The following is a 13,095-nucleotide window of genomic DNA, read 5'->3' as shown; positions in this document are numbered from 1 at the left end:
CGGCGGTAACCCGCTGCCCGGTCGGTCCGCGATGAGGGGCTTCCATGAAATCGTCCAGAACGCTCGGACTGGTGATGATCGCGCCTGCGGCGATCATGATCGTTCTTTTCTTCCTGATGCCGGTCGTTCTGACAGCGGTCTTTTCGATGACCAGCATGACGACGGCGACCGGTATTTCCGGCGGCGTCTATCAGATCGCACCCAACTCCATGATTGCGCTAAAGTCGGCAATACCGGACATTGCCGCCGAGATGGCCGAACCGCGCTACACGATCGACGAGGCGGGCCTCAAGGCCGTCGAAGGACTCGGGCTTGCGCCGGGGATTGCTGGGGAATTGCGCGCCAAACATGCAGGTGAGGTGTTCACGGCACGCCGCGACGTCGAGCGCATGCTCAAGGATCTCGCCGACCGGCCTTCGACGCGCGACCTCAAGCAGATTTCCGAACAGTTCAACCGCTCCGTCCTCAACACCCGCTTCGACAGCAAGGAGCAGCTCTTTTCGGCGCTGGATAGTCTGGGTTTCAAACTGACACCGGAGCAGAAGGAAACGGTCGCCAAGGCCACTTATACCGGCTGGGTTTGGACGACCGACAATTTCTCGCGCATGACCACCTCACCCGATATGGCGCGTGTACTCTTGAATACCGTGCTCTACGTCGCGCTGGTGCTGATGCTGTTCAATGTCGGTTATGCGCTGCTACTTGCCATTTGGACGCATTACATGCCGCCGACGCCGGCCTCGATCTTCCGCGGCATCTGGCTCCTGCCGCGCATTACCCCTGTCGTCATCTATGTCATGCTATGGAAGTGGCTTGCCTGGGATACCGGCTTCATTTCGATCCTGATGGGCAAGTTCGGCTATCCGCCAAAGAACTACCTTCTCGACAACGCTTACAACGCCTGGTTCTTCGTCGTGTTGATCAACGGCTTCATCGGCGCCTCGATGGGCATGCTGGTGTTCTCCTCGGCGATGAAGGCCATTCCGAAGAGCCAGTTCTATGCGAGCGAGGTCGACGGCGCCTCGCGCTGGCAGCAGATTCGCTACATCATTCTGCCGCAGATGCGCTGGCCAATCCTCTTTGTTACCTGCTACCAGACCTTGTCGCTGCTTGCCTCCTTCAATGAAATCCTGCTCGCCACCAATGGCGGACCGGGCAATGCGACCGAGGTCTGGGCGCTCTCGGCCTATCACACTGCGCTGAGGAACTATGCCGGCAACCTCGAATACGGGTTGGGTGCCGCCATGGCCTTGGTGCTCGTCGTCATCGGCGTGACGCTGTCGCTCCTCTATCTGCGCGTCTTCAACTACGGCACGCTTGTCGCCAAGCCCTTGATCGAGGATTGACCATGGCCGAACGATCGCAGCCCTCGGCAAACTACCGCAGCTGGCCTGTCATAACGGCGCTGACCATCGTCAGCCTGCCGCTGCTCCTGATGTATGTCTATCTCTTCCTCGACACGGTGACCGTGAAGCAGGCGGACGCACTGCTGCCCTCCGGCTTGACGCTCGACCACTGGCGCTTCCTCTGGCAGACGACGGAGGGCAAGGCGAACATCTGGCAGGTGACCGTGAATACGCTGCTGTTTGCGGCCTGCACCACCAGCCTCGTGCTCATCGTCTCGTCGATGGCGGGCTACGTGCTGTCGCGACTGAACGTCCCGGCACGCGGCTTCTTCCTCGCCGGCGTCATGGTGCTGCATGCCTTCCCGTCGGTGACGCTGATCATCGCCATCTTCATCGTGCTGCAGATGATCGGTCTCTACAATTCGCTGATCGGCGTCATCCTGGTAAAGGCGGCGATCGACCTGCCGCTCGGCATCTGGTTGATGAAGGGCTTTTACGACACCGTGCCCTGGGAAATCGAAATGGCCGGCGTCGTCGACGGCGCCTCGCGCTTCCGGGTCTGGCGCAGCCTCGTGCTGCCGCAGGTCAAGCCCGGCATCATGGCGCTTGGCCTCTTCTCTTTCCTCTCCGGCTGGGGCGAGTTCATCCTGCCGCAGGTGCTGGCACCTGGCAATCAGGTGCAGGTGCTATCGGTCTATCTCGCGGCCTTCCTCGCCGACGACAACAACTATGATTTCAACATGTTCAAAGCCGTCGGCGTCTTCTACCTCGTTCCGGTGCTGATCGTTTACGCGCTCTTCAACAAATACCTCATGAACATCTATGGCGGCGGGAGCAAAGGCTGATGCGAATCCTCCTCGACAATTTTTCGAAGAGCTTCGGCTCCACCAAGGTCATCGAGAACATGACCCTCGAAGTCGGCAACGGCGAGATGCTGGCGCTGCTCGGTCCTTCCGGCTGCGGCAAATCGACGACGCTGTTTTCCGTCTGCGGCATCCATCGGCCAAGCGGCGGACGCATCCTCTTCGGCGACCGCGACGTCACCGACCTGCCGAGCCAGGCTCGCAATGTCGGCGTCGTTTTCCAGTCCTATGCGCTCTATCCGCACATGACGGTTACCGAGAACATCGGCTTTCCGCTGAAGGTGAAGGGCATGCCGGCTGGCGAGATCCGCAAGGAGGTCGACCGTATCGCGGCTCTCGTTCAGATCGGTAACTTGATGGGCCGCAGGCCGGCCGAGCTTTCCGGCGGCCAGCAGCAGCGCGTCGCCCTGGCGCGCGCGCTGATCCGCAAGCCCGATGTGCTGCTGCTCGACGAGCCGCTCGCCAATCTCGACGCCAAGCTGCGCCTCGAAATGCGATCGGAAATCCGCCGCCTGCAGCGCGAAACCGGCATTACCGCCATTCTCGTCACCCACGACCAGGTGGAGGCGATGAGCATGTGCGACCGCATCGCCATCATGAAGGAGGGCGAGATCGTCCAGATCGCCACGCCGGCCGAAATGTACAATGATCCGAAGACCGCCTTCGTCGCCGGCTTTCTCGGCAATCCGCCTATCACCTTCCTGCGCGGCATCGTGGACAAGGGCGCATTCACAATCCCGCAAAGCGAGATCCGCGTGCCGCTGCCCGATACCGTCGGTGCCGCCGAAGGTACCAAGCTGATGCTCGGCGTCCGGCCCGAGCATTTCACGCCGGCAGGCGACATCGCCGTCCCGGGCAAGGTCACCTTCGCCGAAACGCAGGGCCGCGAGAACCTCTACGACGTGGCTCTTGCCGGCGGACCGCTGTTGCGTTCGATCCAGCCGGTGCGTAGCGATGTTCACGTCGGCGACGACGTCCGCTGGGCGATCGACAGCCGCGGCATATTCGTTTTCGACGAAAATGGCAGGAGGCTCTGATGACCCGCGATTTCTCGGTATTCTTCCAGCGTTACGGTTGGCCAACGGCCAAGGGCCGGCTTCCCTTCTGCATCGGCCATCGCGGCGCCAGTGGCCATGAACGCGAGAATACAATAGCCGCTTTCCGCCGTGCCGCCGAACTCGGCGCGGAAATGTGGGAGCTCGACACGCAGCTGACCAAGGACGGCGTAGTCGTCGTCTCGCATGACGACCATCTCGAGCGTGTCTTCGGCATCGACCGCCGCATTTCCGAAATGACGGCGGCAGAGCTCGCCCGCCTCGACGGCGTCGACGTGCCGAGTTTTTCGGAGGTGGCCGCACTCGGCCGCGAGACCGGAACCGGTCTCTATGTCGAGCTGAAGGCGCCTGGAACCGGCCTGCGCTGCTGGCAGCACCTTGTCGAGATGAACCAGCGTTTCGCCTGTCTCGGCTCCTTCGACACGGCACAGGTGCGCGAACTTCGCGACGCGGCCTGCGATTTTCCGCTTTCGGTGCTGATCCGGGTCGGCCACGATCCGCACGCGCTCGGCGACGAGGCCGGCGCCGATATCCTGCATCTGTGCTGGGAGAGGGCAGGCGAACGTCCGCAGGATCTGGTGAGCGAGGTGTTGATGCGCCGCGCCTTCGAGGCTGGCCGCGAGATCGTGCTCTGGCACGAGGAACGGCCGGCCATCCTCGATGACCTCATGAAGCTTCCGGTTCTCGGCATCTGCACGGATCTACCCGATCTGATGCGGCCGCCTGCGGCTAAGGAAAAAGCAATTGACAGACAGGGATAAGGGACCGCGCAAGGTAACCTCCTTCGACGTGGCGCGTGTGGCCGGCGTCTCGCGCGCTGCCGTGTCGCGCGCCTTCACGCCGGATGCCAGCGTCTCGCCGAAGACGCGCGAGAAGGTCTATCAGGCCGCCAAGGAACTTGGCTACCGGGTCAACTATCTTGCCCGAAGCCTCACCAACAAACGCTCCGATCTCGTCGGCCTTGTCGCTGCCGGCCTCGACAATCCGTTCCGCACGCTGCAAATCGAAAACCTGGCAAGAGTGCTGCTCGCCCGCAATTTCCGCCCCATCCTACTGCCGACCTCGCCGGAGGCTGATACTTCGACGGTCATTGGCCAGCTGCTGCATTACGCCGTATCAGGCGTCATCGTCACCTCGGACGCACCGCCGACCGAGATCTGCGAGCAGTGCGCGGCCGAGGGTGTGCCGATCGTGCTGATCAACAAGGGCAACGACATTCCCTTCGTCGACCGCATCATCTCCGACGACCGCATGGCCGGCCATCTCGCCGCCACCCACCTGATCGACAGCGGCGTGCGAAAGCCCGCCGTGATGGCTGCCCCTGCCATATCCTATACGGCGCGGCGGCGCAGCGAGGCCTTCATCGCACGCTGCAAGCAGCTCGGCGTCGAGGCGCAGTTTCTGCAGGTCAGGATCAACGACTACCGGAGCGGGTACGATGCTGCAACCGAACTTGCCGCATCCGGCATCGACGGGCTGTTCTGCGCCAACGACTACATGGCCTGCGGCGTGGTCGATCGCATCATGCAGGGCCGCGGCCGCGAGGATGCGCCGCCGCTCTCCATCATCGGCCATGACGACATTCCTCAGGCGAGCTGGGCGGCCTATGATCTCACGACCATCCGCCAACCCTGCGACGTCCAGGCCGAAAAGACGGTCGACCTGCTGATGAGCCGCATCGTCGAGCCGGACCTGACGGCGCGTGTCGAATTCACGCCGGTGACACTGATCAGAAGAAGGACTGCCTGATGAACTCCGTATTCGACGCCGCCGCCATCCGCGCACGGGCGGAGGTCGCCATCACCGTTGCCCTCGATGTCGGACGGGAGACGGCCCGGTTTCGGCACGATTCCGACCCCGGCGCGCTTGCCGTCGAGAACAAGGGATTGCAGGATTTCGTCACCGTTGCCGACAGGAGGGCCGAGCAGGCGATCCGCGAAGGGCTGCTCTCGCGCTTTCCGGATGACACTTTCATGGGCGAAGAGAGTGGCGGACGATCGGGTAAGGGCGGCACCTGGGTCGTCGATCCGATCGACGGCACGACCAACTATATCAGAGGCTTCCGGCACTGGGGCGTTTCGATCGCCTTTGTCGTCGGCGGACAGGTCGAGATCGGCGTGGTCTACGACGCCGCCGGCGACAAGGTCTTTCACGCCGTCCGCGGCGGCGGCGCCTTTAAGGACGGTTTGCCGGTGCATGCGGCTGCGACCGCCGATCCGGCAAATGCGCTTGTCATTCTCGGCCATTCCCGCAAGACGAGCTTCGACGACTATCTTGCGCTCTCCAAACGGCTTCACGAACGCGGCATGGATTATCGCCGCACGGGTGCGGCCGCGATCGACCTCGTTCGTGTCGCCGAGGGTGCTGCCGATCTCTATTACGAACGCCACCTCAATGCTTGGGACATGCTCGCCGGCGCGTTGATCGCCGAAGAGGCCGGCGCTGCGGTGGCGATGCCGCCGGTCGAGAGGCTGCTTGCGCAGGGCGGACCTGTCATCGCCTACTCGCCGGGGCTTGCTGGCGAGTTCGCGTTCATCCTCGACATCGAGGGGCTATAGATAGACCACTCCCGGCGACGGGATCCGCCCGATTTCTGAGACTGCGAACTTTGCCCGGAACGCCCGTTACGCAACAACGCGATTGCGACCGGTCTTTTTCGCCGCATAGAGATTCTGATCGGCGATCGCCAAAATCTCGTTCGGAGACTTGGCAGACAGGGTACCGGCGACACCTATGCTGATCGTGACGTGCAGCCCGTTGCAGATCTCAGACCAATCCCATCGTTCAATGGCTGAACGCAGCCTCTCGCAGAGATCTGCGGCCCCTCGGGGAGCGCCGGCGAACAGGACGACGAATTCCTCGCCGCCAAACCGAATTGCCTGATCGGTAACGCGCAACTGGCTGCGCAATATGGTTCCAATGGCACTCAGGACCCGGTCACCGATCATGTGAGAGAAGTCGTCGTTGATCGACTTGAAGTGATCGACATCCAGCATCGCGATCGAATATGGACGCTTCTCAGATGTCAGCGCTTTAAAGCGGCTGTCGAGATATTTGCGATTATAGAGCCCGGTCAGTGCGTCCAGATAGACGGCATTTGCAAGGAGATCGGTTTGCTCCTGCAATTTCTGATAGGATGCCTCCAGCGTTTCTGCGCGCTTCGACTCCGTTTCGGCAACTTCCTTGAACCGTTTGGTTTCATAGTAGATTTCAGCGAGACGTGCGCGTCGCTGCGTACTCTCGGCGCTATTGCGCAAATAGGCTTGGTGGTATTTTTTATGGGCCGCCAGCGCCGGATCGAACTGTCCCAGCCCCTCATAGGCCTGCGACAGATAAAGATAGATCTGGACATAGGAATCGAAACTGCCGCCGGCGTCGATCAGCTCCACCGCCTCGAGCAGCGGCGACAGGGCTTCGGTGAATTTTCCGGAATTGTTGTAGATCTGGCCCAAAGTGTAGAGATATTGCTGCCTGTCCCTGACATAGCTGTTCTCTTGAAACAGCCGATAGCGGGCCATGCACTGGAGCGCCTTCTCATGCTCGCCCAGGTGGCTGTAGAATTCGGCTTGGTTGCCGAGACAGAGGCGAGCGGCCCAGCTGTCGCCGATCTCGATTGCGATGTCGAGCGCCTGTTCGGTCAGTGCCAGCGCCCTGACCAGCATCTGGTGTTCTTCCTCCGGCTGGCCGAGCGCCCGCGCGATATATCCACCTTCCGAATGAGCGCCGCCGAGATTGATAAGCCACCAGCATTCATAGTTCTTATTGCCAATCGATCTGGCGAGTTCGACAGATCTCTCGCTCATCAAGATGGCCCGGTCGGGCTGTTTGTTGCACCAGAAGATAATCCCTATGACGTTGGTGGCCAGGCTTTGTGCTTTCGGATCCGCGGCCTTGTCGGCCAGATCCAACGCGCGGGTCGCTTCTTCGATCGCTTCCACCGGCAAGCCCAGTTCCAAGAGCAACCATCCGAAATAGGCCCGGGCACAGGCTTCCTCTTTGCGCTCCCCGTGCAATTTCCAGAAGTCTATCGCCCGCCGGACATGCGTCAGCCCAAGTTCGGCCTTGCCGATTTGAAAACAGTACCAGGCAATATCGGTGTCGCATTGCGCGGCGAGCCGATCGTCGCCCCGCGCCTTGGCATCAACAAGAATTTTGCCGGCCAGCGTGAGGGCCTCAACCGAACGGCCTGTACATCCAAGATGCCACGCTTCCTGTAAGCTGGAATTTGCTTGTCGAGTATTTGCTTCGGCATCAACAATTTGCATATCGGACACCAACATTTGTCTGCTGGCTATGGATAGCATCAGAAGTTTAAAATGATGCAAACTGCAAAAAGCAGGCGACAAACCTAGAAACAGGGTAGCGAAAGCCTCTCACACCTTTCGGCATCATGCTCCAACGCCCACCGGTTAATTCGCCATGCGGCGGCCCCAGCCGCGTTCAGTCGCCGGCGCCTCGTCGGTGGTGATCTGATCCGGCTTCAGGGCCATCAGCGCTGAAAAGCCTCGCCATTCCTCTTCGCTGAAACCGGCCTCCGGATCCTTCAGGGTGAAGGTCCAGGCATCAACGCGTTTGCCTTCGTCCCGGCAGAGCGCGATCAAGTCGAGACCTTGATTGGCGGCATCAAGGATCAGCGGCCAGTGCAGATAGATCGTGTCCGGTTCAGTCGGGCCGCGCAGGTCAGCGCGCAGTTCCGTCTCGACCGCCTTCCAGCCGTTGGCCATCCTGATATCGTAGAGCTTGTTGGTCGGATCGATGCCGCGCAGGAGATGGGGAAGCTTCTCCTTGACCGCGACGATGAGGTCGAGACTGTCGCCGCTGACAATCACCGAGGCGGCGATATCCCTAAAATGCGCGGCCAGATGCGCGACGCCCTTGGCGCCGATCGCTTCAAAGTCATCCTTCATGTCGAATTGCAGCAGTGCGGCTGGATGCGTCGATTGCATCATGGCGGCAAGATCCTCGCTGAGGATCAGCGGCCGGTCGCCCTCTTGCATCCTGATATCGCTGAGGTCACCGATACTCTTTTCGGCGACCGGTCCATGTCCTGTCGTCTCGCCTTCGAGATCCTTGTCGTGCAGCACGACGAAACCGCCGTCGGCACGTACGCGCAGATCGAGCTCCATCGAAGCGCCTGCTGCAAATCCCTCCGCCATCACTTCGGCTGAGAACAACGGATCGGCAAACCGTTTGCGCAACCGGTGCCATTTCAGGCGGGTCCGGTGCCCCTCATGTGAAATCTCCAGGCCCTGCGCATCCAGCAATCTTGTCATCTGCACCAAGTCTCCGCGATACTACTCTCCTGCCTTGATGAACCATGATTATCAAGGGCCGAATACGGCTTTCATCGACTGTAGGCTGCGGATATTGCCTCCGAGGCGGCTGATATATCCGAGGGATGGCCTGCCTGCCTGAGAGCGGCGCCATACGCCACGACATTCGACAGCACCGTCTGGAATGCGGCGCGCGAACCCGTGTGGTTCAGCCGCACGAGACGGGCCGGCGCTGTTCCAACGCCTTCGCTCAGCTCGACCCCGAGCTGCCCGGCAGCTGCGATCAGCGCGGCAGGCGCGAGCGCCTCCGGCACCGGCACTGCCGTGACCAGGTTCGACGCCTTTACTGCCGGCACCCATCCCGGGGCACCGAGCGCGGCAAGCCCCGCTCGCGTCGCCGATGCCGCCAGCGCATGGCGAGCGACCACATTCTCCAGGCCCTCGGCCTCGATGCGGTCGAGCGCTGTCTCCAGCGCGAAGAATTCCAGCGACGCCGGTGTTCCCGGCAGGCCACGCCGGCCGCCGTCGATCCAGCTCTTCAGATCGGCCAAAGACAAGATCGAATCGCGCGGTGCGCCGTCACTGAGGATCAAATCCCAGGCCCTGCCGCTGACCGAAAGCGCGGACACGCCAGCCGGACCGCCGAGCGCCTTCTGTGGCCCGATCACGGCGATGTCGATGCCGAGACCGTCGACATCGAGCTGATGGCCGCCGACCGATGCGACCGCGTCGACAACCGTGACGACGCCGCGAGCCCGGGCAAGCGCCAAGATCTCGGGCAGGGGGTTGAGAATGCCGCTTGCGGATTCCGCGTGCACCAGCGAGAGAACATCGATCTTCGGACCTGTCTGGAGCGCTTTGGCGACTGTTTCGATCTCGATCGGCAGGCCCGGTTCGGCGACGATATCAGCGACCGACGCGCCACCCCGCCGCAGCCATTGACCGAACCAGCCGCCATAGGGACTGGTGATGATGTTGAGTGCTGAAAGGCCGGGGCGCGCAAGGCTGAGCGCCGCCGCCTCCAGCGCCACCACCGCCTCGGCCTGCACCAGTAATATATCGTTGCGGCTGCACAATATGTCGCCGATCCTGTCGGCAAGGACGGCGTAGCGCTCCGCGGGATAGGAGGGCACGGCATGCAGGGGATTCCAACCAAGATCGGACATGGATACTTCCTTCAGCAAAGATCGGTCACGAGACGGGGGACGGCGCCCACGAGCGCGCGGGCGGCCTCCGATTGCGGAGCGGCAACGACCGCCGCTGCCGGACCGGTCTCGACGATCCGTCCGCCATCGATAACGGCGATGCGGTGGGAAACGGCGCGCACCACGGCCAGATCGTGCGAAATGAACAGACAGGCAATGCCCTGTTCTTTCTGCAGATCGACCAGAAGCTCCAGGATCCTGCCACGCACGGTGACGTCGAGCGCCGAGACCGCCTCGTCGAGCACCAGCATCGACGGCCGCGTCGCAATCGCCCGCGCAATCGCCACGCGCTGGCGCTGGCCGCCGGAGAGCGAACGCACCGGCCGGGCGGCATGATCGGCGGTGAGGCCGACACGCTCTAGCAGATCGACGATCTCGCCGGGGCGCCGGTCTTTTGCGACGCCGTGGATGCGAAGCGGATCGTCGAGCACTGCACTAACGCTCGCCAACGGATTGAAGGCGGCGAGCGGATCCTGAAACACCATCTGCATACGCGCCCGCCGGCGGCGTAAAGGCGCGCCATTCAGCGCGAGCCAATCCTCTCCCTCGAAGCGAATCGAGCCGGCATCGGCAGCAACAAGCCGCAGCAGGATGCGCGACAGCGTCGATTTTCCGCTGCCGGAGGCGCCGACGAGGCCGAGCGTTTCCCCAGGCGCGATCGTCAGCGACACATTGTCGAGAGCGGCAACCTGGCGGCCCGCAGAAGCAAACCCTTTCGACAGGTTTTCGACGGAAAGCAGCACATCGTTCATGGTAGCTCCTCCGCGATCAGCGGCGGCGTCGCGAGGTCACGATGGCTGGCGATGAGGGCGGCGGTATAGTCGCTCTTGGGCGCTGAAAGCACCGAACGGACGGGGCCTGCCTCGACTAGCCTCGCATTGCGGAAGACGGCGATGCGATCGACGAAGCCGGAGACCAGCGCGATGTCATGGGTGATGAAGAGAAGCGTCATGCCATCCTCGCGCACCAGCCCGTCGAGCAGCCGGACGATCTCGGCCTGGACGACGACGTCCAGCGCGCTGGTCGCCTCGTCGGCGATCAGCAGCGCAGGCCTCGCGGCAATGGCCGCCGCAATCGCCACGCGTTGGCGCTGGCCGCCGGAAAGCTGATGCGGAAAGGCCCGCATCGCCTTGTCGGGCTGCGGTATCCGTACCCGCTCGAGTAATTCTTCGGCCCTGGCATAGGCCTGTTTCGAGCTGAGGCCGAGGTGGCGCCTGGCGCCCTCGGCGATCTGCTCGCCGATCGTCAGGACGGGATTGAGGCTGGAGCCCGGATCCTGGAAGACGAAGCCGAAATCGCGGCCGGGACGAGGCGGATGGCCAAGTGCAGGCCAGAGCATCTCCCCCCGGACCTTAGCGCCCTCCGGCAGCAGGCCTGCAAGCGCGCGGGCGAGCGTGCTCTTGCCGGAGCCGCTTTCGCCGATGATCGCCAGCCTTTCGCCGGCGGCGATATCGAGATCGACACTGTCGAGCGCGGCAGCAGCGCCGCGCCCATAGGTGACTGAAAGCTGCCGCAGGCTGCAGAAGATGCCGCTCATGCCGCCCTCGCATCGTTATCGCCGAGCGCCTTGCCGAGACCCTCGCTGAAGAGATGGACGCCGAGCACGGTGATGGCGAGCGCCGCGCCCGGTATGACGGAGAGATAGGATGCCGAGCGCAGCACGCTGCGGCCCTCGGCGATCATCGAACCCCAGGTGGCGATATTGGGGTTGCCGAGGCCAAGGAAGGACAGCGCTGCCTCGGTGAGGATCGCGCCGGCGACGATGGTGGCGGAGAGCGCCAGCACCGGCGGCAGCGCGTTCGGCAGGATTTCCCGGAAGGCGATCTCGGCCGGATGCATGCCGATCACCCTTGCCGAGGCGACGTAATCCTGCTCGCGGATGGCAAGCACCTGCGCTCGCGTCAGCCGCGCCGGATCGGCCCAGGTGCCGAGCGCAATGGCAATGACGACGACAGGCGTCGAGACGCCGATGGTGCTGACGAAGGCAAGGGCAAGCAGAAAAGCCGGCACGATCTGGAAGGCGTCGACCACGCGCATCAGCGCTTCGTCGACGAGCCCGCCGGCAAAACCGGCGGCCATGCCGACGCAGAGCCCAAGCACCATGGCCGAAAACGCTGCCGCAAGGCCAACGGCCAGCGAGGTCCGCGCGCCATAAAGCAGGCCCGCCAGCACGTCGCGGCCGAGCCGGTCGGTGCCGAGCGGAAAAGCCGGATCGGTGAAGGGCGTCAGCAGCGCACGGCCGGCAATCTTCAGTGGATCGCCCGGTGAAAGGATAGGGGCGAGCAGCCCGGCCGAAAGCAGGACGAGAAGGATCACAAGCCCGATCACGCCTTCCGGCGTGCGCAGCAGGCGGCTCATGTGCCGCCCTCCGAAGCGCCGATGCGCGGGTCGAGTGCTGCATAGACGAGATCGACGAGGAAATTGACGGAAATGACGAGGACGGCGCTGGTGACGACGATGCCCATCAACAGCGGCGCGTCGCGGCCATTGACCGCCTCTTGCGCCAGACGCCCGAAACCCGGGATCGCAAAGACGCTCTCGATCACCACGCTGCCGCCGAGCATCGCCGCCGATTGCAGTCCGAGCATGGTGACGAGCGGCAGCAGCGCATTGCGCGCCACGTGGCGCAGCACGATCCGGCTCCGCGACAGGCCCTTGGCGCGGGCGAAGAGCACGAAATCGAGCTTCCACGCCTCGACCATGCCGCTGCGCATCACCCGCAGGAACAAGGCGAGATAGATCAGGGCGAGCGCGCCGACCGGCAGAACGAGATGATCGGCGATATCGAGCGCGCGCGAAAATCCTGTCTTGCCGGAAGCGATCGTCTCGACGCCGGCGATCGGAAACCAGCGCAGCTTCACCGAAAAGGCGATACTCAGAACCAGGCCGAGCCAGAAGCTTGGAATGGCATAGACGATCAGCGAACCGATCGACAGCAGCCGATCGCGCATGCTGCCCGGCCGCGCGCCGGCAAGAATGCCCAGCGCCGAGCCGAGGCCGAAGGAGAGCGCGGTGGCGCTGCCCATCAGGAGCAGCGTATTGGGCAGGCGCTCGGCAATAAGCGCGCCAACCGGCCGGCCGAAGGCGACCGACCAGCCGAGATTGAGCCGCGCAAGCGATGAGAGATAGAGCCAGAGGCGCGCAAGCATAGACTGGTCGAGACCGTAACTCTCGCGCAGCGACTGCCTAAGTGCCGCATCGCCGCCGCCGATCGAGCCGAGATAGGCGTCGACCGCATCGCCCGAGGCTGACTCAAGCAAGAAAAAGGTGAAGATCACCACGATCAGCAGCACCGGAATACTACTGATCGCCCTGCGCCTCAGGAGGATGATGGCTCGTTTCACGCCTGACAG

General features: G+C 62.9%; 13 protein-coding genes. 6 read left to right on the top strand and 7 right to left on the bottom strand.

All coding sequences use genetic code 11. The features are described from left to right. Positions 1 to 44: 44 nt before the first annotated feature. Genes AC2444_RS30620 through AC2444_RS30595 form a run of 6 tightly spaced genes read left to right on the top strand, consistent with a single transcriptional unit; the run spans position 45 to position 5,822 of the window. Positions 45 to 1,346 (top strand): carbohydrate ABC transporter permease, encoded by a 1,302-nt coding sequence (locus tag AC2444_RS30620; RefSeq protein WP_128449563.1) that lies wholly within the window; start codon positions 45 to 47, stop codon positions 1,344 to 1,346. Between the two features lie 2 nt (positions 1,347 to 1,348). Further along, entirely contained in the window at positions 1,349 to 2,191 is an 843-nt protein-coding gene (locus AC2444_RS30615; protein ID WP_026154681.1) for a carbohydrate ABC transporter permease, read from the top strand. Then, on the top strand, positions 2,191 to 3,246 hold the full coding sequence (locus AC2444_RS30610; protein ID WP_017997213.1) for an ABC transporter ATP-binding protein: 1,056 nt from the start codon (positions 2,191 to 2,193) through the stop codon (positions 3,244 to 3,246). Before AC2444_RS30615 ends, AC2444_RS30610 begins: the two co-directional genes overlap by 1 nt. Beyond that, complete coding sequence (locus AC2444_RS30605; protein ID WP_128407594.1) at positions 3,246 to 4,025, top strand: glycerophosphodiester phosphodiesterase; 780 nt, start codon at positions 3,246 to 3,248, stop codon at positions 4,023 to 4,025. Before AC2444_RS30610 ends, AC2444_RS30605 begins: the two co-directional genes overlap by 1 nt. Then, a complete protein-coding gene (locus AC2444_RS30600) occupies positions 4,009 to 5,013 on the top strand; it encodes a LacI family DNA-binding transcriptional regulator (protein ID WP_128407595.1) in 1,005 nt (334 codons plus the stop codon). Before AC2444_RS30605 ends, AC2444_RS30600 begins: the two co-directional genes overlap by 17 nt. Further along, positions 5,013 to 5,822 (top strand): inositol monophosphatase family protein, encoded by an 810-nt coding sequence (locus AC2444_RS30595; RefSeq protein ID WP_017997211.1) that lies wholly within the window; start codon positions 5,013 to 5,015, stop codon positions 5,820 to 5,822. Before AC2444_RS30600 ends, AC2444_RS30595 begins: the two co-directional genes overlap by 1 nt. Positions 5,823 to 5,888: 66 nt before the next feature. Here the strand turns inward: AC2444_RS30595 and AC2444_RS30590 are convergent, their stop codons facing one another. The 7 genes from AC2444_RS30590 to AC2444_RS30560 form a co-directional block, all read right to left on the bottom strand. Continuing rightward, positions 5,889 to 7,544 carry a GGDEF domain-containing protein gene (locus tag AC2444_RS30590; RefSeq protein WP_128449564.1) on the bottom strand — a complete coding sequence of 552 codons (1,656 nt, stop codon included), beginning with the start codon at positions 7,542 to 7,544 and terminating at the stop codon, positions 5,889 to 5,891. Positions 7,545 to 7,673: 129 nt separating this feature from the next. Then, entirely contained in the window at positions 7,674 to 8,537 is an 864-nt protein-coding gene (locus tag AC2444_RS30585) for a glycerophosphodiester phosphodiesterase (RefSeq protein WP_012760038.1), read from the bottom strand. A 71-nt stretch (positions 8,538 to 8,608) separates the two neighbouring features. After that, the gene (locus tag AC2444_RS30580) at positions 8,609 to 9,703 is read right to left on the bottom strand and encodes a pyridoxal-phosphate-dependent aminotransferase family protein (protein ID WP_128449565.1); all 1,095 of its coding nucleotides are present in this window, start codon (positions 9,701 to 9,703) and stop codon (positions 8,609 to 8,611) included. Between the two features lie 11 nt (positions 9,704 to 9,714). Next, entirely contained in the window at positions 9,715 to 10,494 is a 780-nt protein-coding gene (locus tag AC2444_RS30575; RefSeq protein ID WP_012760040.1) for an ABC transporter ATP-binding protein, read from the bottom strand. After that, on the bottom strand, positions 10,491 to 11,279 hold the full coding sequence (locus AC2444_RS30570) for an ABC transporter ATP-binding protein (RefSeq protein WP_113545348.1): 789 nt from the start codon (positions 11,277 to 11,279) through the stop codon (positions 10,491 to 10,493). The genes AC2444_RS30575 and AC2444_RS30570 overlap by 4 nt, the downstream gene beginning before the upstream one ends. Then, positions 11,276 to 12,100: an ABC transporter permease gene (locus AC2444_RS30565; RefSeq protein ID WP_017997206.1), complete on the bottom strand. Its 825-nt coding sequence runs from the start codon at positions 12,098 to 12,100 to the stop codon at positions 11,276 to 11,278. Before AC2444_RS30565 ends, AC2444_RS30570 begins: the two co-directional genes overlap by 4 nt. Further along, on the bottom strand, positions 12,097 to 13,086 hold the full coding sequence (locus tag AC2444_RS30560) for an ABC transporter permease (RefSeq protein ID WP_017997205.1): 990 nt from the start codon (positions 13,084 to 13,086) through the stop codon (positions 12,097 to 12,099). Before AC2444_RS30560 ends, AC2444_RS30565 begins: the two co-directional genes overlap by 4 nt. Positions 13,087 to 13,095 lie beyond the last annotated feature (9 nt).

Source organism: Rhizobium sp. WSM1328, from assembly GCF_057653715.1.
Note: the sequence above shows the minus strand (reverse complement) of the source record. Positions and strands in the feature narration are given on the sequence as shown.

Bases quoted from the DNA above. Each gene is read 5' to 3' on its own strand.
- AC2444_RS30595 (WP_017997211.1), top strand. From the start codon at position 5,013: ATGAACTCCGTATTCGACGCCGCCGCCATCCGCGCACGGGCGGAGGTC.
- AC2444_RS30590 (WP_128449564.1), bottom strand. From the start codon at position 7,544: ATGTTGGTGTCCGATATGCAAATTGTTGATGCCGAAGCAAATACTCGA.
- AC2444_RS30580 (WP_128449565.1), bottom strand. From the start codon at position 9,703: ATGTCCGATCTTGGTTGGAATCCCCTGCATGCCGTGCCCTCCTATCCC.
- AC2444_RS30605 (WP_128407594.1), top strand. From the start codon at position 3,246: ATGACCCGCGATTTCTCGGTATTCTTCCAGCGTTACGGTTGGCCAACG.
- AC2444_RS30575 (WP_012760040.1), bottom strand. From the start codon at position 10,494: ATGAACGATGTGCTGCTTTCCGTCGAAAACCTGTCGAAAGGGTTTGCT.
- AC2444_RS30610 (WP_017997213.1), top strand. From the start codon at position 2,191: ATGCGAATCCTCCTCGACAATTTTTCGAAGAGCTTCGGCTCCACCAAG.
- AC2444_RS30615 (WP_026154681.1), top strand. From the start codon at position 1,349: ATGGCCGAACGATCGCAGCCCTCGGCAAACTACCGCAGCTGGCCTGTC.
- AC2444_RS30585 (WP_012760038.1), bottom strand. From the start codon at position 8,537: ATGACAAGATTGCTGGATGCGCAGGGCCTGGAGATTTCACATGAGGGG.
- AC2444_RS30565 (WP_017997206.1), bottom strand. From the start codon at position 12,100: ATGAGCCGCCTGCTGCGCACGCCGGAAGGCGTGATCGGGCTTGTGATC.
- AC2444_RS30570 (WP_113545348.1), bottom strand. From the start codon at position 11,279: ATGAGCGGCATCTTCTGCAGCCTGCGGCAGCTTTCAGTCACCTATGGG.
- AC2444_RS30620 (WP_128449563.1), top strand. From the start codon at position 45: ATGAAATCGTCCAGAACGCTCGGACTGGTGATGATCGCGCCTGCGGCG.